The 17,075-nt window shown below is 68.8% G+C and carries 15 protein-coding genes; 11 read left to right on the top strand and 4 right to left on the bottom strand.

Going from position 1 to position 17,075, the window contains the following annotated elements; genetic code table 11:
* Positions 1-20 precede the first annotated feature (20 nt).
* The 6 genes from RBS12_RS17600 to RBS12_RS17625 all read left to right on the top strand — a co-directional run bounded on the left by RBS12_RS17600 (position 21) and on the right by RBS12_RS17625 (position 6,314).
* Positions 21-251: a carbon storage regulator gene (locus RBS12_RS17600; protein ID WP_307967449.1), complete on the top strand. Its 231-nt coding sequence runs from the start codon at positions 21-23 to the stop codon at positions 249-251.
* 602 nt (positions 252-853) lie between these two features.
* Positions 854-1,690 carry a sigma-70 family RNA polymerase sigma factor gene (locus RBS12_RS17605; protein ID WP_307967450.1) on the top strand — a complete coding sequence of 279 codons (837 nt, stop codon included), beginning with the start codon at positions 854-856 and terminating at the stop codon, positions 1,688-1,690.
* Positions 1,691-1,802: 112 nt separating this feature from the next.
* Complete coding sequence (locus RBS12_RS17610) at positions 1,803-3,029, top strand: Re/Si-specific NAD(P)(+) transhydrogenase subunit alpha (protein WP_307967451.1); 1,227 nt, start codon at positions 1,803-1,805, stop codon at positions 3,027-3,029.
* The gene (locus RBS12_RS17615) at positions 3,029-3,343 is read left to right on the top strand and encodes an NAD(P) transhydrogenase subunit alpha (protein ID WP_307967452.1); all 315 of its coding nucleotides are present in this window, start codon (positions 3,029-3,031) and stop codon (positions 3,341-3,343) included. Before RBS12_RS17610 ends, RBS12_RS17615 begins: the two co-directional genes overlap by 1 nt.
* Before the next feature lie 8 nt (positions 3,344-3,351).
* Positions 3,352-4,725, top strand: coding sequence for an NAD(P)(+) transhydrogenase (Re/Si-specific) subunit beta (locus tag RBS12_RS17620; protein ID WP_307967466.1), 1,374 nt, complete (start codon positions 3,352-3,354; stop codon positions 4,723-4,725).
* Positions 4,726-4,943: 218 nt separating this feature from the next.
* Positions 4,944-6,314 carry an FAD-binding oxidoreductase gene (locus RBS12_RS17625; protein WP_307967453.1) on the top strand — a complete coding sequence of 457 codons (1,371 nt, stop codon included), beginning with the start codon at positions 4,944-4,946 and terminating at the stop codon, positions 6,312-6,314.
* A gap of 132 nt (positions 6,315-6,446) precedes the next feature.
* Here RBS12_RS17625 and RBS12_RS17630 read toward each other — a convergent pair whose 3' ends face one another.
* Positions 6,447-7,142 carry a DUF4386 domain-containing protein gene (locus RBS12_RS17630; protein WP_307967454.1) on the bottom strand — a complete coding sequence of 232 codons (696 nt, stop codon included), beginning with the start codon at positions 7,140-7,142 and terminating at the stop codon, positions 6,447-6,449.
* A gap of 116 nt (positions 7,143-7,258) precedes the next feature.
* Between RBS12_RS17630 and RBS12_RS17635 the strand changes: the two genes are divergently transcribed.
* The gene (locus RBS12_RS17635; protein WP_307967455.1) at positions 7,259-7,975 is read left to right on the top strand and encodes a TetR/AcrR family transcriptional regulator C-terminal domain-containing protein; all 717 of its coding nucleotides are present in this window, start codon (positions 7,259-7,261) and stop codon (positions 7,973-7,975) included.
* Between the two features lie 3 nt (positions 7,976-7,978).
* On the opposite strand, the gene RBS12_RS17640 is transcribed toward RBS12_RS17635, so the two are convergent.
* Positions 7,979-8,680, bottom strand: coding sequence for a hypothetical protein (locus RBS12_RS17640; protein ID WP_307967456.1), 702 nt, complete (start codon positions 8,678-8,680; stop codon positions 7,979-7,981).
* 253 nt (positions 8,681-8,933) lie between these two features.
* Here RBS12_RS17640 and adh point away from each other — a divergent pair, with 253 nt between their 5' ends.
* The 3 genes from adh to RBS12_RS17655 all read left to right on the top strand — a co-directional run bounded on the left by adh (position 8,934) and on the right by RBS12_RS17655 (position 12,164).
* Positions 8,934-10,457 carry an aldehyde dehydrogenase gene (gene adh / locus RBS12_RS17645; protein WP_307967457.1) on the top strand — a complete coding sequence of 508 codons (1,524 nt, stop codon included), beginning with the start codon at positions 8,934-8,936 and terminating at the stop codon, positions 10,455-10,457.
* 274 nt (positions 10,458-10,731) lie between these two features.
* Positions 10,732-11,760: an alcohol dehydrogenase AdhP gene (gene adhP, locus RBS12_RS17650; protein WP_307967458.1), complete on the top strand. Its 1,029-nt coding sequence runs from the start codon at positions 10,732-10,734 to the stop codon at positions 11,758-11,760.
* Positions 11,760-12,164 carry a DUF779 domain-containing protein gene (locus tag RBS12_RS17655; RefSeq protein WP_307967459.1) on the top strand — a complete coding sequence of 135 codons (405 nt, stop codon included), beginning with the start codon at positions 11,760-11,762 and terminating at the stop codon, positions 12,162-12,164. The genes adhP and RBS12_RS17655 overlap by 1 nt, the downstream gene beginning before the upstream one ends.
* Positions 12,165-12,256: 92 nt before the next feature.
* Here RBS12_RS17655 and RBS12_RS17660 read toward each other — a convergent pair whose 3' ends face one another.
* Together RBS12_RS17660 and RBS12_RS17665 are read right to left on the bottom strand one after the other, a co-directional pair.
* Positions 12,257-13,609 (bottom strand): MFS transporter, encoded by a 1,353-nt coding sequence (locus tag RBS12_RS17660; protein WP_307967460.1) that lies wholly within the window; start codon positions 13,607-13,609, stop codon positions 12,257-12,259.
* A 107-nt stretch (positions 13,610-13,716) separates the two neighbouring features.
* Positions 13,717-14,694 (bottom strand): LacI family DNA-binding transcriptional regulator, encoded by a 978-nt coding sequence (locus RBS12_RS17665; protein ID WP_307967461.1) that lies wholly within the window; start codon positions 14,692-14,694, stop codon positions 13,717-13,719.
* A 469-nt stretch (positions 14,695-15,163) separates the two neighbouring features.
* Here RBS12_RS17665 and RBS12_RS17670 point away from each other — a divergent pair, with 469 nt between their 5' ends.
* Positions 15,164-16,354, top strand: coding sequence for a Fic/DOC family N-terminal domain-containing protein (locus RBS12_RS17670; RefSeq protein WP_307967463.1), 1,191 nt, complete (start codon positions 15,164-15,166; stop codon positions 16,352-16,354).
* Positions 16,355-17,075 lie beyond the last annotated feature (721 nt).

Raw genomic sequence — 17,075 nt, forward strand, 5'->3', positions numbered from 1 at the left:
CGCTCCACGGAAGGGAAGCCATGCTCGTTCTCACACGCAAGCCCGGCGAGAAGATCATGATCGGGGACGAGATCGTCATTACGTTCCTCGAGAGCCGCGGAAACGAAGGCATCCGGATCGGCATCGACGCGCCGCGCCACCTTGCGATCAAGCGGGAGGAGATCTTCGAGGCCGTGGCCGGCTCCAACCTCGAGGCCGCACAGGCTGAGGCCGAGGACATTCTCCGAGGGCTCCCCGGGGTGGGGGCCTAGGGCCGCCCGGGACGACTTCTCCGGTTCCACCGCCCGGTTCCACGGCCGACCGCCCCAACTTCTGCGCCAACCTCCCCGCGTTCTGCGCCAACCTCCCCAACTCCTGCGCCGACCTCCCCGACTCCTGCGCCAATCGCTCTCCCTCTCGGCGGTTCTCGCCCCGGTATCCCGCGGATTTCGGGGTCGGCGAGCCCCGCCGTCAGCCGTAGAGCTGGGGCGGTTGGAACAGAAACTGGGGCGGTTGGAACAAGAACTGGGGAGGTCGGCGGAGAAAGTGGAGCTTCGCCGCCGCGGCCCTGACCCGACCGCGGCCCTGACCCGACCGACTCCCGCACCCGACCGCCCGCCCCGCGCCCCCAATCCACCCGCCCGCCCCGCCCCCCCATCCACCCGCCCGCCCCGCCCCCCTCCCGAAACCGCAACCACACGCTCGCAACCCCGCCCGCAGTCGTGACGCCGTCTGTCAAGTCCGCGACACGCAGCGATTAGACATGTACAACCTCGTCTTAGACATGTACAAATGGACATGTCCAACGGGATGGTCGGTTTGAGCTGCCCAATCCTGCGGGCTCCAGTTCGCGCAGGCTATGGAGGGGGCGCACATGAACATCGACGAGCGGAACCGTCTCGTGGTGGAGAATCTGCCGCTGGTCGGCTACCTCGTCTCCGACCTCTGCGCGCGCGCCACGCACCTCTCGCGAGAGGAGATGGCCTCGGCGGGGTCGCTGGGCCTCGTCCTCGCGGCCGACTCCTTCGATCCCACGGCCGGCGTCCCGTTCGGGGCCTTCGCGCGCCGGCGCATCACGGGAGCGCTCATGGACGAGCTCCGCTCGATCGACTGGGCCGGACGCGGCGCCCGCAAGCGCATCAAGGCCGTCCAGGCGGTCGTCGAGACGCTCACGGGGGCTCTCGGTCGCCGCCCGTCGAATGACGAGATCGCGGCGGCCCTCGGCGTCTCGCGCAGCGACGTCGAGACGGCGGCCGCGGACGCCGCCCGGACGGTCGGCCAGCTCGACGAGGCCGTTGCGGAGACGCTTGTCGCGGAGACGGTCAGCCCCGAAGACGCGGCCCTAGCGGGCGAGCAGACCCGCTACGTGCGGGCCGCCGTCGCCTCCCTCCCCGAACGGCTCCGCCACGTCATCACGGCCATCTACCTCGAGGGGCTCAGCGTCAAGGAGGTGGCCGACACGCTCGGCGTCACGTCGTCGGCCGTGTCCCAGCAGCGCAGCGAGGCGATCCGCCTCCTCCGCGACGGCCTCACGCTCCACTATGCCGACGCGCCGGCGTCCGCGCTCGACGTGCCGGGTGCAATGCCCGGCTCCGAGCGGCAGCCGTCCGCCCGGCACGCCGCCTATCTGCAGGCCTTCGCCGACTCGGTCCACGAGATCAAGCGGATGGGCGTGCCCGCGGCCGCGCTCGTGGCCCGCGCGGCGTCCTGAGCGCCGCGGCCCGAGGGCCCGCGTGCGAGCGATGCGCGCGGGACAACCCGGGCGAATGTCTGTGACCCGCAATACACTTCACCCGTAGGCTCAGTGTCGAGGGGAGACTCTTGTGGACGTCGGCATCGCGAGGGAACGGATCGAAGGGGAGAGGCGCGTCGCCGCGACCCCGGAATCCGTGCGGCAGCTCGTCGGGCTCGGCCTCGGGGTGAGGATTGAGGCCGGCGCGGGCGCCTCCGCGGGCCATGCCGACGCCGACTACGAGGCCGCCGGTGCGCGCATCGTGCCGGTTCTCGACGTCGGCGCGGTCGACGTCGTCGCCCACGTCCGCCCGCTCGACCCGACGACGGCGGCCCGCCTCAAGCCCGGTGCCGTCACCGTTGGCCTCGCCTCGCCGTCGACCGAGCTCCCCACGGTCCGCGCGCTCGCCGCGGCGCACGCCGCGGCCTTCGCGCTCGAGCTCGTGCCCCGCATCTCGCGCGCACAGTCGATGGACGCGCTCACGTCCCAGGCCCTCGTGACCGGGTACCGCTGCGTGCTCGAGGCCGCGATCCGCTTCCCGCGCTTCTTCCCGCTCTACATGACGGCGGCAGGCACGGTCCCGCCGGCGCGAGTGCTCGTGCTGGGGGCGGGCGTTGCGGGCCTCCAGGCCATTGGCACGGCCAAGCGGCTCGGCGCGCGCGTCTCCGCGAACGACATTCGCCCCGCCTCCGCTGACGAGGTCGCGTCGATGGGCGGAACGTTCATCCGCCTCGACCTCGAGACGGCCGAGGCCTCCGGCGGCTACGCGCGCGAGCTCACGGCGGACCGCGGCGCGCTCCAGCGCCAGCTCCTCGCGCCCCACGTCGCGGAGGCGGACGTCCTCATCACGACGGCGGCCGTCCCCGGGCGCCGGGCTCCGCTCCTCGTCACGAAGGACATGGTCGCGGCGATGCGGCCGGGGTCCGTCGTCGTCGACATGGCGGCGGAGTCGGGAGGGAACGTCGAGGGCTCGGTCCCCGGCGAGGACGTCGCCGTCCCGACGGCCGACGGCGACGGCGAGGTCATCGTCGTCGGCCTCAAGGACGCCGCGTCCGACATGGCCGCGGACGCCTCGCGGCTCTACGCGAAGAACGTCGCGAACTTCATCGCCCTCATGACGTCCGAGGGCGAGGTGGTGCCGGACTTCTCCGACGAGGTCGTTGCCGGGGCGTGCCTGACGTACGACGGCGAGGTGCGGCACGAGCCGACGGCGGAGGCCCTCGCGGCGCTCGCCTCGGCGACGGCGGGCCCCGGAGGGCCTGGCCAGGGCGGGCTGGGTGGACGGTTGGACGAAGAGATCGAGGGAGGAGCCGGCTGATGGGCGGGATCGAACTGCTCACGATCACGGTGCTGGCCGTGTTCGTGGGCTTCGAAGTGGTTTCGAAGGTGTCGAGCATCCTGCACACGCCGCTCATGTCGGGGGCGAACGCGATCCACGGCATCATCCTCGTCGGGGCCATCACTGTTGCCGGGCAAGCCACAGACGGGTGGGTGCTCGCGGTGGCGCTGCTCGCCGTCGTCCTCGCCACGGCGAACCTCGTCGGCGGGTTCGTCGTGACGGACCGGATGCTCGAGATGTTCCGGGGACGGAAGCCCGCAGGGCAGGACGCGTCGAAGGAGGGAGCCAAGTGACCCTCGCGTTGACCATCCTTGACCCCACATGGACCGCGCTGCTCTACCTCCTTGCAGCGGTCTCCTTCATCCTCGCCCTCAAGGGCCTCAGCTCGCCCAAGCACGCGCGGCGCGGCAATCTCGTCGGCGCATTCGGCGCGCTCGTTGCCCTCGTGACGGTGTTCCTCGCGAGCCGGCTCGAGAACATCCCGTGGATCCTCGGGGCGATCGTGGTCGGATCGGCCATTGCGGCCCCCGTCGCGCGGCGCGTCAAGATGACCCAGATGCCCCAGCTCGTCGCGATGTTCAACGGCGTGGGCGGCGGCGCCGCGGCGCTCGTGGCGCTGCTCGAGCTCCCGCACGCCGAGGACGGCTGGCTGCGGCTCGCGATCGTGTTCACGCTGTTCGTCGGGGCGGTCTCGTTCGCGGGCTCCGCCGTGACGTTCGCGAAACTCCAGGAGCTCATGACGACTCGCCCCGTCGTGTTCCCCGGTCTGCCCGTGCTCATGGGCGTCGTGCTCGTCACGGCGGTGGGCACGGCGGCGGCCGTCGTCATGGGCGGCTCGGTGGGCCTCGCCGTCGTCCTTCTCGCGGTGGGGCTCGTTACCGGAGTGTTCCTCGTGCTCCCGGTGGGCGGCGCGGACGTGCCGATCGTCATCTCGCTGCTCAACGCGTTCACGGGTCTCGCCGTGGCCGCCTCGGGGCTCGTGCTCGGCAACGTGCTGCTCGTCGTCGCCGGCACGCTCGTGGGGGCCTCCGGTACGATCCTCACCCGGCTCATGGCCGCCGCGATGGGCCGCAGTGTCGCGGGCATCATGTTCGGCGCGTTCCGGGGAGGCTCGACGGCGGGGTCGACGGTCGTGAGCGAGCGGCCCGTGCGCTCGTCGAGCGCCGAGGACGTCGCGATCCTGCTCGGGTACGCGCAGCGCGTCATCATCGTGCCGGGGTACGGGCTCGCCGTCGCGCAGGGGCAGCACACGGCCGCCGAGCTCGCGCAGGCGCTGGAAGAGCGCGGCGTCGACGTCGAGTTCGCGATCCATCCCGTGGCCGGCCGCATGCCCGGGCACATGAACGTGCTGCTCGCCGAGGCGAACGTCCCGTACGAGTCGCTCAAGGAGATGAGCGAGGTCAACGGGGACTTCAAGCAGGCCGACGTTGCCCTCGTGGTGGGCGCGAACGACGTCGTGAATCCCGCCGCGAAGTCCACGCCCGGCTCGCCGATCTACGGCATGCCGATCCTCGAGGCCGGCGACGCGCGGCAGGTCGTGTTCCTCAAGCGCTCCATGCGGCCCGGGTTCGCGGGCATCGAGAACGAGCTCCTGTACGAGCCGCAGACCACGCTCTTGTTCGGCGACGCGAAGGAGTCGCTCACGAAGGTGCTCGGGGCCGTCAAAGCCCTTTAGCGTGCCCGCTGCGCGCTCCAGCCCGCTTCTTCCACGCCGACACGCTGGCTTCGCCCCGACGCGCCGCGTTCTGAGTGATTGAAAAATCACAACCGGGCCGGAGCGCGGGGGCTGTGGCCAGGCGGGGGCCGCCGCGAGCGACGCCACCTCCCGCGTGCGTCAGATACTCGTAAGCTCGCGCCGTTGCGCTGTGGGGGCCCCGGTGCGACCTTTGGTGCGTGGTCGACTTCAGCGTTCTTCAATCGCATTCCCGCGGGCAGGTCATCACCCCCGACAGCGGCGACTACGACGACGCCCGTCAGGTGTGGAACGGCTCGATCCAGAGGCGTCCTGCCGCCATCCTCCGCTGCGCCGGAACGGCCGACATCATCACCGGGGTCCGCTTCGCCTCCGACCACGGTCTCACGCTCGCCGTGCGCGCGGGGGGCCACAACATCGCCGGCCTCGGCACGTGCGACGACGGGCTCGTCCTCGATCTGCGTGACCTCCGCGGCGTGCAGATCGATCCGACATCGAAGCACGCGAGAGTGCATCCGGGCGTCACGTGGGGACTCTTCGACGACGAGGCGCAGGCGTTCGGGCTCGCGACGACGGGCGGCATCATGTCGACGACCGGCGTCGCGGGCTTCACCCTCGGCGGCGGGATGGGGTGGCTCATACGGCGCCACGGCGCGGCCTCGGACAACCTGCGGTCCGTTCGGCTCGTCACGGCTGACGGGGAGTTCATCGCCGTCGACGGCGAGAGCGAACCCGAGCTGCTGTGGGCGCTCCGCGGCGGAGGCGGCAACTTCGGCGTCGCGGCGTCGCTCGAATTCGACCTGCACGACGTCGGCCCCGAGGTCATCGCCGGCCCCGTCATCTATCCCCTCGATCAGGCCCGCGACGTGCTCGCGGAGTGGTCGGCCGTCGCCCCCTCCCTCCCCGACGACGCCATGAGCATCGCCGTCCTCCGTACGGCGCCCCCGGACCCGCCCTTCCCCGAACACCTGTGGGGGCAGCCCGTGCTGTCGGTCAACATGATGTGGCTCGGCGCCGCCGACGAGGCCGCCTCAGTGCTCGCGCCACTGCGGTCGCTGGGCCGCCCGGCGGTCGACGCCGTCGGCCCCAAGCCGTACGTCGCCGTGCAGTCGTCCCAGGACCGCTACTGGGAGCCGGGGGCCCAGAACTATTGGAAGGCGGACTACCTCACGGGCCTCGACGACGCCGCGATCGCGAGCCTCGTTGATGCCGCGGCCCACTTCACGTCCCCGCTCTCCGACATCAAGCTCGCTGCGCTCGGCGGCGTCCTGACCGGGATTCCGGAGGACTTCAGCGCCTACGGGAACCGTGACGCCGAGATCCTCCTCAACATCAACACGCGATGGGGCGACGCCGACGCCGACGATCGCCACATCGGCTGGGCCCGCGAGCTCTGGACCGCGCTGCACCGCCTCGCGAGCGGCGTCTACGTGAACTTCCTGGGCGAGGAGGGCGCCGGTCGCGTGCTTCAGGCGTACGGCGAGGAGAAGTACAAGCGGCTCGTCGAGCTCAAGCGGCGCTGGGATCCGGACAACTTCTTCCACGTCAACCAGAACATTCCGCCCGCGTAGGCCGGGCGCGGCGTCCACGGCTCGCGCCCGTGTCCGCTTCTTCGACGCCGACACGCCGATTTCGGACGACTCGCCGCGTTCCTGACCGATTGGGAAATCACAACCGGTCAGGAGCGCGGGCGGCGTGGGTGCTCAGACAACGGCAGGCTGAATGGCAGCTGCCGGGCTTGCGGCAGTTCGGAACCCGCGGATCACCAGGTAGAGGGCCAGGCTGACCTCCCACGCGAAGACCGGGATCGCGGCGAGGCCGGCGGCCACCGAGGCCTGCGGGACGGCGCCAAACATCTGGGCCATCCCGGACGCGAAGACCAGCGGGCCACCGACGAGCCCGAGGAGGGGGATGAGTCGCGGCACGAGACCGGAGCGAAGTAGGAGGGCGGCGAGCACCACGGTGTTGGCGCCGCACGCGAAGCTCGGGCCAATCAGGAACGTCCAGTTATGGAGGGACGCAAGGGCCTGGATCAATGGTGCGTTCTGGACCCCGCCGGACTGCACAACGGTCACAGCCGCCATGAGCGGCGCGACTCCGACGGCGATGATGCCCGCCTCAAGCGTGCGCAGCGCAGCGTAGCCAAGGGCCATGCCCTCGCTGATCCGCTTCACGACGGGGTAGAAGGCGACCCCGGTGCCGACGATCGCGAGGCTGAGGACCACCTCGAGGAACCCTCCGGAGAGCGCTCGCGCGCTCGCGCCCGGGCCCGCCAGATAGTCGGCGTAAGCGCTGCTCGTCAGCACGGGGCCGTAGAGCGCGAGCCCCGCGACCGACGTGACGTGGGTGGTGAGGTAGAGCGCGCCGATGACAATAGCGCTGCGCCGTGTGGGGGCCATGTCAATCCCGTTCCTTGTCCCAAGGAGGTGTACGGCGTACACCTCTCATGGACCGACGATAGGTGTACGTCGTACACTTGTCAATCACCGTGTTGCAGGGTTCAAGGGAGTGGGTCGTGACGACGACGAACGACGGCGCGCAGCGGCAGCCGCTCAGCCGCGAGCGGGTGCTCCACGCCGCCGTCGCGCTCGCCGATGAAGCAGGCCTCGAGGCCATCAGCATGCGCAAGCTCTCCCAGACCCTAGGCGTCGTTCCGATGGCGCTCTACAAGCACGTGGCCAACAAGGACGAATTGCTCGACGGCATGGTCGATTCGGTTCTCGGCGAGATCGATCCGCCTCAAGAGGGGGCGGACTGGAAGGGCGCCGCACGCCGTCGGATCCTGTCTGCCCGAGGCGTCATGTTGCGCCATCAGTGGGCCCGACGGGTCATGGAAGCGCAAGCCGCCCCGACCGCCGTCGTCCTCGCGTACACCGACGCGATGATCCGCATGTTCCTTGCGGGCGGCCTGTCCGCTGACCTCGTCCACCACGTCATGCACGCCCTCGGAAGCCGGATCTTCGGCTTCACCCAGGAGCTCCACGAGACGAGCCCGACGGCGCCCGCGGACCTCACGCCAGAACAGGCGCAGTACATGATGGCCACGTTCCCCGGGATCGTGGCGGTGGCGACGAGCCGCGCCCACGACCCGGGCAGCGTCGTGGGCTCCGGCTGCGACGACCAGTTCGAGTTCGAATTCGGGATCGACCTCATGCTCGACGGCGTCGAGCGGCTTCACCGCAAGGGCTGGCGGTCCAGCGATCACGATCGCGAGGCCGCCTCGGTCCTGTAGCCTTCAGGCCGTCTCCTTGGTCCTCACCGCCTCGAAGACTGTTGTGACCGGCGGCAGGGGATCGCTGAAGTCGATGCCGAAGGCCTCACCTGCCTGGGTCTTGAAGTAGGTCGCGAAGTCGGAGGCGTGAGCGGCGAACTGTCGGTTGGCTTCGGCAGGATCGGGCGCCTCGAAGTAGACGCTTGCGAAATCGCCCATCGGGGTCGCGATGATGTACGCGCGGTGCAGCGTGACCCCAAGGTCTCGGTTGAGGGCCTCCCACCCCGCCTTCCTGGGACCGGCAGTCTCGGTGCTGAGGGCACGTAGCAGATCGGTCTTCCCCGGCTGGATCGGCACTGAGAACCCCAGGCCCGGATGCCGGGATCCGCCGGGTTCCGTGTACTCGAGCCACTGCTCGGCCTGAGGAGCCGGCATCGCCGAGACGTCGATGCCGTGCGCGTTCTTGATGTGCTCGCGGAGGAGCTGCGCCACCTCGGAAGGATCGTCGATCTGGTTCTGGAAGGACCGTTCGATCGAGTCCCCTTCCTGATAGGTGGTGACCACGTCCCCCATGGGCGTCGTCATCTGGTACACCCGGACCAGGTTCAGCGTGCTACTGGCCAGAAAATCCTGCAGTCCAGGATGCTCGGCCAACTTCGCGCCGACCTCGGCGGGCGCCGCCTCCCTGCCGGGAAGGACGGGCGAGGGGAATGCTAACGAACCCATTGTTCTTACCTCCGATTCATGGGATTCGTTGAGGTCGCCACGCGGCGTGCGCGACGGCCGGAACCTCGCGGGGTGCGGCGCGGTCTCAGCATCATTGCGCGCTTCGCGGGACAGCCGTGTCAACGCTTCGAGAGCCGATCCTGTGACCTGCACCACACCGCTGCAACCACGCCGCAACCCACGCACTCCTACGCTCGTCGCAACGCCGGCACCACCGGCCCCAGCGATGGGAACCACAGACAAAGGAGTCGCCATGACCGTCTACGCGCAACCGGGCACCGAGGGCAGCAAGGTCACCTTCAAGGACCGGTACGAGAACTTCATCGGCGGCGAGTGGGTGGCCCCGGTCGCGGGCCAGTACTTCGAGAACGTCACCCCGGTCACGGGGCGGGTGTTCTGCGAGATCCCGCGCTCGCAGGCCGCGGACATCGAGCTCGCCCTCGACGCCGCGCACAAAGCCGCGCCCGGCTGGGGCAAGACCTCGGTCGCCGAGCGCGCCCTCATTCTGCACCGCATCGCCGACCGGATCGAGGAGAACCTCGAGCTGCTCGCCGTCGCCGAGACGTGGGACAACGGCAAGCCCGTCCGCGAGACGCTCGCCGCGGACCTGCCACTCGCCGTCGACCATTTCCGCTACTACGCCGGCGCGATCCGCGCCCAGGAGGGCTCGCTCTCCCAGATCGACGAGACCACCACGGCGTACCACTTCCACGAGCCGCTCGGCGTCGTCGGCCAGATCATCCCGTGGAACTTCCCGCTCCTCATGGCCACGTGGAAGCTCGCCCCCGCGCTCGCGGCGGGCAACGCCGTCGTTCTCAAGCCCGCGGAGCAGACCCCGGCGAGCATCCTGGTCCTCGCCGAGCTGATCCAGGACCTCCTCCCGGCCGGTGTGCTCAACATCGTCAACGGCTTCGGGGTCGAGGCGGGCAAGCCGCTGGCCTCGAGCCCGCGCATCCGCAAGATCGCGTTCACCGGCGAGACGACCACGGGCCGGCTCATCATGCAGTACGCGTCGCAGAACCTCATCCCGGTCACGCTCGAACTCGGGGGCAAGAGCCCGAACATCTTCTTCAACGACGTCGCCGACGCCGACGACGCCTTCTACGACAAGGCCCAGGAAGGCTTCACGCTCTTCGCGCTCAACCAGGGCGAGGTCTGCACGTGCCCGTCGCGCGCGCTCGTCCAGGAGGGCATCTACGAGAAGTTCCTCGGCGACGTCGTCGAGCGGACCAAGAAGATCAAGCAGGGCAACCCGCTCGACACCGAGACGATGATCGGCGCGCAGGCCTCGAACGACCAGCTCGAGAAGATCCTCTCCTACATCGAGATCGGCAAGGCCGAGGGCGCGAAGGTCCTCACGGGCGGCAAGCGCGCCGAGCTCCCGGGGGACCTCGCGGGCGGCTTCTACGTCGAGCCGACCATCTTCGAGGGCAACAACTCGATGCGGATCTTCCAGGAGGAGATCTTCGGCCCGGTCGTCTCGGTCGCGAAGTTCTCCGACTACAACGAGGCCCTCGAGATCGCCAACGACACCCTCTACGGCCTCGGCGCCGGCGTCTGGAGCCGCAACGGCAACGTCGCGTACCGCGCGGGCCGCGAGATCCAGGCCGGGCGCGTCTGGGTGAACAACTACCACGCGTACCCCGCGCACGCGGCGTTCGGCGGGTACAAGTCGTCCGGCATCGGCCGCGAGACGCACCTCATGATGCTCGAGCACTACCAGCAGACCAAGAACCTCCTGGTCAGCTACAGCGAGAACAAGCTGGGGTTCTTCTAAACCCCGCCTTCCCACCCGAACTCACCTGCCGCGTCCAGCGCCAGGCGAGCGGACGACGGCGGTGCCTCGCCGCCGTCGTCCATCCCACCGTCCGCCCGTCCCCCCGGCGGTTCCTCGCCGCCACCGCTCCGGCCGCCTCCAAATTCCGACCAACATTGGGCGCCAAACCTCGATATCCAGCGGCGTGTCGCGCCGACACGCCGCACCGCAGCAGGCGATCCCGGTCGGAATCTGCGCCGCAACGTCACTACTCAGCCACCCCATGCAAAGGAGCATGACCTTGAGCGCAACTTTCAAAGCCGCCGTCGTCCACGCCTTCGGCCAGGAGCTCGGCGTCGACGAGCTCGAGATCCCCACGCCCGGCCCTGGGCAGGCGCTCGTGAAGCTCATCGCGAGCGGCGTGTGCCACACCGACCTCCACGCGGCGCAGGGCGATTGGCCCGTCAAGCCCAAGCTTCCGCTCGTGCCGGGGCACGAGGGCGTCGGCACCCTCGTCGCTCTCGGCGAGGGCGTGACAGACCTCGCAGTCGGCGACGTCGTCGGCAACGCGTGGCTGTGGAGCGCGTGCGGAACGTGCGAGTTCTGCCGCACGGGCTGGGAGACGCTGTGCGAGGCGCAGTCCAACGGCGGGTACGGCGTGGACGGCTCGTTCGGGGAGTACATGCTCGTCGAGGCGAAGTTCGCCGCGCGCATCCCCGAGGGCGCGGATCCGTACGAGATCGCTCCCGTCCTGTGCGCCGGGGTCACGGTGTACAAGGGGCTCAAGCAGACCGAGGTGCGGCCGGGGGAGTGGGTCGTGATCTCGGGGATCGGTGGGCTCGGGCACATCGCAGTGCAGTACGCCGTCGCGATGGGCATGCGCGTGGCTGCGGTGGACGTTGCGGACGAGAAGCTCGCCCTCGCCCGCAAGCACGGCGCCGAGGTGACGGTGAACGCGTTCGCCGAGGACCCGGCGTCGGCCATTCAGAAGGCGACAGGCGGGGCGCACGGCGTCCTCGTGACCGCCGTCCACCCGGCAGCGTTCGGTCAGGCCATCGGGATGGCGCGCCGCGGCGGCACGATCGTCTTCAACGGCCTCCCGCCCGGGGACTTCCCGGCGCCGATCTTCGACATCGTGCTCAAGGGCCTCACGATCCGCGGCTCGATCGTGGGGACGGGGCAGGACATGGTCGAGGCGCTCGACTTCTACGCGCGTGGCCAGATCCACCCGACGTTCCACACGCGGGACCTCGAGGAGATCAACCAGGTCTTCGACGAGATGCATCACGGGAAGATCGACGGCCGCGTGGTGATCAAGTACTGATGTCCACGCCGCCGAGGTCAACGCTCGACGCCCGGCCGGTGCGCCCGGGGGAGGACTTCTCCCGGGTCGCGCTGACCGAGCCGGCTCTCGCGCTGCTCGACTCGCTCTGGGAGCGGCACGGACCGCTCATGTTCCACCAGTCCGGCGGCTGTTGCGACGGCTCCGCACCCATGTGCTATCCGGCGGGGGAGCTCCTGACGGGCGACGCCGACGAGCTCCTCGGCGTCTTCGACCTCCCCGGGCGGGGCGAACTGGGGTTCTGGATGTCGAAGGAGCAGTTCGCGTACTGGTCGCATACGCATCTGACTGTTGATGTCGTGGCCGGCCGGGGGAGCGGGTTCTCGCTCGAGGCCCCCGAGGGGAAGCGCTTCCTCATCCGGAGCGAGATCTTGGACATCCCGTAGCGACCGTCTGCGAGATCTGGCCACGGGAACGCGAGAGGTGGCCACGCGTCCTGGACGCGCGGCCACCTCCTTGCCGACGAGTGGCCGGATCCTTACTTCGTGCCGTGCACCTTGTTGCCGAGTTCGTGGATCGGCGTGCGGAACGTCTCGCGAGCCCACAGTGCCCCGATCACGGCGAGCACCGTCGACCCCGCGACGATCCATGCCGCAGGGCCCCAGTTGGCAGGGGTGCTCCCGACGAGCGCTGCGCCGAGCGTCGGGGTGAAGCCCGCGCAGAGGATGCCGATCTGGAGTCCGAGCGCCATGCCCGAGTAGCGGACGCGGACGTTGAACAGCTCCGAGAACCACGCCGGGTAGATCGCGTTCGACATCGCGTACGTCCCGGCCGTGATGAGGGTGCTCGTGAGGAAGATGAGCGGGATGTTCTTCGTCGAAATTGACGAGAAGTACACGAAGATGAGGATCGCCGAGCCGATAACGCCGCTGATGAACAGCGGCTTGCGGCCGAACCGGTCCGCGAGGAACGCCGCGACCGGCTGAGTGAAGACGGCTACCACGTTGCCCACGGCACTGACCCAGAGCATCGTCGTCGGAGGGACGCCGACCGATACGGCATACGCGATCCCGAAGGACTGCATGAACGTGTTCGTGACCGTCTCGAAGGACATGAGCGCGACCTGGAGGAACTGCGGCGTGTGCGTGCGGAACATGTCGATGAGCGGGAGCTTGACGAGGTCGTGCTGCTCGGCCTTCTCCTCGAAGACCTCAGGCTCCTCGAGCGAGCGGCGCACGAGGTACGCGACGATGAGCACCACGAGCGACGACCAGAACGGGATGCGCCAGCCCCATGAGAGCCTGTCGGCGTCGCTCATGGCGGCGACCGGGATGAACACGAGGGACGCGAGCACGATGCCGGCCGAGATGCCACTCATGGCAAACGCCGGGAAGAACGCGCGGCGGCCGACCGGCGACTCCTCCATCGTCAGGGCCGACGCGCCCGCAGTCTCGGCGCCAGCGGACAGGCCCTGGAGGAGGCGCAGCACGACGAGCAGGATCGGGGCGAGGTAGCCGGCGGTGCGGAAGTCGGGAAGAACCCCGATGAGGAACGTTGCGCCACCCATGAGTACGAGCGTCAGGACGAGCGTGTTCTTGCGGCCCATGCGGTCGCCGAGATGTCCGAAGAAGATCGCCCCGAACGGCCGGGCCACGTAGGCGAGGCCGAGGGTCAGGAACGAGGAGATGAGGGCGATGGTCTGATCGCCCGACGGGAAGAAGATCTTCGAGAACACGAGCGACGCCGCCGTCGCGTAGACGAAGAAGTCGTAGTACTCGAGTGCGCCGCCGAGGAACGCCGCGAGGGCTGCCTTCTTCGCGCGCCTGAGCCGGCGCTCCTGCTCTGCGGGAGTGGTGATGTCGGGGTCGGCGATGCCGGTGAATTTGGCCATGGCTCCTCTTTGGGCGAATGGTCTGTGGGCGGAATAGGGTGCGGGCGGTGGGTTGGGTGCTGTGCGGTTGGTGCGGGCGGTGCGGGTGCGGTGCGGGTGCGGGGCGGTCAGCCCACGAGGGCCGGGGCCGGGGCCGTGCTCCCGCGCACGATGAGGTCCCCTGAGAGGTGGACGGCGGTTGCGGGGCGGCCCGGTTCCGAGATCCGCTCCGTGAGGAGGCGAAGGGCGACGGCGCCCCCGCGCTCGAACGGCGTGTCGACAGTGGTGAGCGTGGGCCGCGAGGCCGACGCGAGCCAGATGTTGTCGAAGCCGACGACGCTCACGCCTTCTCCGACCGTGACGCCGCGGTCCACGAGCCGGTTGAGGCAGCCGAGCGCCATGAGGTCGTTGTGAGCGATCACAGCAGTGACCGACTCCGCGAGCACGAGGTCGGCCCCGCGGACGCCGGCCGCGTACGTCGGTTCGGCGTGCGCGAGCACCTTGAGCGTGCACCCCAGTTCGGCCGCCGCCTCCTCGGCGGAGGCGAGGCGCACCTTGCTCGAGTAGTTGTCCTCGCGGCTCGCGAGGTACGCGATGCTGCGGTGGCCGAGGGCTACAAGGTGCTCAACCGCCTGGCGCGCTCCCTCGGGGGCGGAGAGCACGACGGACGGAAGGCCTTCGGCGACGTGGTTGATGAGCACGACGGGGGCGACGGCGTCGAGCGCCCGGAGGCGTTCGGCGTCCATGCGCGGCGCGAAGACGATCGCGCCGTCGACGCGCCCGATGATCCGGTCGAGCTCGTCGGCGTCGGCTTCGGGGTCGTCTTCGCCGTCGATCACGAGGAGCGAGAGCGACTGCCGGCGGCACGCCGACTGGATCGCCTTGACGAGCGGCGGATAGTACGGGTTGGCGATATCCGGGACGAACAGTGCGATCGTGCCGGTCGACGCGGCTCTGACGGGGGCGGGGGTGTAGCCGAGGCCGGAGGCGACGGCGAGGATCCTGTCGCGGGTCTCGTCGTTGACCGAGCCGGGGCGGGAGAACGACCGCGAGACCGTCGATTTCGAGACGCCTGCGGCCCGAGCGATGTCGGCGATCGTGGTCATCCCCACCTCCTTGTGCGGCTGGTCGTGTCCGGTCAATGTGTCCGGGGTCACGTGAGCTTGATTTCACAAGACTGACATCGTTTCTGCAACAAGTCAACAGGTTGCTGCAACATCCCCGTGCAAGCGCAACGCCACCGCGCCTCACCGCCCCTTCCAGCGCGCGTACACGAAGGCACACGCTCCGTCTAGTACGCGGGCACGAAGGGACACGCTGACCTTGGCTGACACGCTCGTAGCGATGCACCGCGTGGCTAACCTCCTAGCGGCGTTGGCGTTCCACACCCAACATCCAACTGATCTCGCTGTCGAGTTGGAATTTTGACTGAACGCTCCAACTCGCGTTGACATTGCCACGCAACTTCCAACTGAATTGGATATTGAGTTGGAAGTTGGGTCCGAGGCTCCAACTCGTGTTTGAGTTGCCTCTCAAGTTCCAACTCAAGGCGATGATTAGTTGTATGTTGGGTGCGTGGATGCGAGCCGTTTCATTGAGTCACGCTTCGGCGGGCCCGCGAAGGAGCCGGGAAACAAGTGGGGGTTCGTCTACTACTTGCCCAAGCCGATGCCACGCCAGGTGGAGCTGCGGGCTGATGTTGTGGCTGCGTTGTCCGATGCTGATGCGGCGCTTGGTTACCTTCAAGGCCTCGGCATGCTCATCACGGACCCTGGGTTGCTCATCGGACCGTATCTGCGCCGTGAGGCGCTCGCGAGCTCACGGATTGAAGGTACCCAGGCGTCTCTCTCTGAGATCTTCCAGTCTGAGGTCGACGAGACGGCGACGAATGATGAGACGGCTGAAGTTCACCGGCACCTCGAGGCTACGAAACAGGCCTATGAACTCGCGAAGACGCTTCCTATCACCCAAAGGCTTATCCTGAAGGTCCATGCAACCTTGCTTGAAGGCGTGCGCGGGGACGAGAAATCACCGGGGGAGTTCCGTCGCTCTCCGGTGTGGGTGGGTCAGGCGGGGGCCACTCCGGATAATGCGAAGTTCGTTCCCCCGCTGCCGGAGCACCTCGCGGAACTGCTCGCGGACTGGGAGCGGTTTGTCAACGACGACGGCCGGGAGCTGCCTGCGCTCGTGCAGGCGGCACTGATGCACTATCAGTTTGAGACGATCCATCCGTTCCTCGACGGCAACGGTCGAATCGGCCGACTTCTCATCAACCTGCTCCTGATGGAGCGCAGGCGTCTCCCCCTGCCATTGCTTTATCTGTCCAACTATTTTGAGACGCATCGCGACGAATACTACGAGCGACTTCAGTCAGTGCGTGAGCACGCAGACATCGACGGGTGGCTCCTCTTTTTTATGCGCGCGGTGCGAGCACAAGCGGATGACGCAGTCGCCCGATCGGGGAAACTCATCCAGATTCGCAAGGAGTACCACGACGAAGCGATCAAGGAGCGGTCGAGCCTGCCGCGCCTTGTCGACATCATTCTCGGGAACCCGTTCGTTACAGTCCGGCATGTGCAGGCGCGGCTGGGTCTTACTAACCAGGGTGCTCGGAACCTGATCAAGAACGCCGAAGCGCGGGGGTGGCTACGAAGCTTTGGCACGCATGGCCGCGGGGGGCGGGAACACTGGTATGCCCCTGCCGTGCTGGATGTCATGGAGTCGCCGATGGCCTACGACGAAAGTGGCACCCAGACGCGGGACTAATAGTGTCGCGTCCTAGGTTCCGGTCATCCCCCGTTTGGCGCCCAGCAGTCAACTCAGCTGGCTGGCGGCAGGGGTTCTGATCCTGCGGCTGGAGGGCGAAAGCCCCGAATCAGATCCTCATTCCTGTGCGTGGGAAGACCCGGGTCCGTCGAACCGAGCCCTCCTAACGGAGTCTGGATGGCGAGCGCTATAACGGGTTTGTTTCCTTTCCCGGCCATGTCAGTCGAGACGGAGTTACCTTCTCCTCATGGAAGGCAAGAACGGGGCGACCAGGATTGGCGCGGTGACGAGTGGGACCGGGACGGGTGCGGGGACCGGCGGGTCCGGGACGGGTGCGGGGACTGGGGTGAAGGGAACCGGGGCGGGGACCGGCGGGTCCGGGACCGGTGCCGGCACTGGCGGGTCCGGGACGGGTGCGGGGACCGGTGGGTCCGGGACTGGCGCCGGCACTGGCGGGTCCGGGACGGGTGCGGGGACCGGTGGGACCGGGACGGGTGCGGGGACCGGCGGGTCCGGGACGGGTGCGGGGACTGGGGTGAAGGGAACCGGGGCGGGGACCGGCGGGTCCGGGACTGGCGCCGGCACTGGCGGGAAAGGGACCGGGGCGGGGACTGGCGGGTCCGGGACGGGTGCGGGGACCGGTGGGTCCGGGACTGGCGCCGGCACTGGTAGGACTGGGACGGGTGCGGGGACCGGTGGGTCCGGGACTGGCGCCGGCACT

The sequence above is a fragment of the Sinomonas sp. ASV322 genome (genome assembly GCF_030908245.1).
Lineage (GTDB): Bacteria > Actinomycetota > Actinomycetes > Actinomycetales > Micrococcaceae > Sinomonas.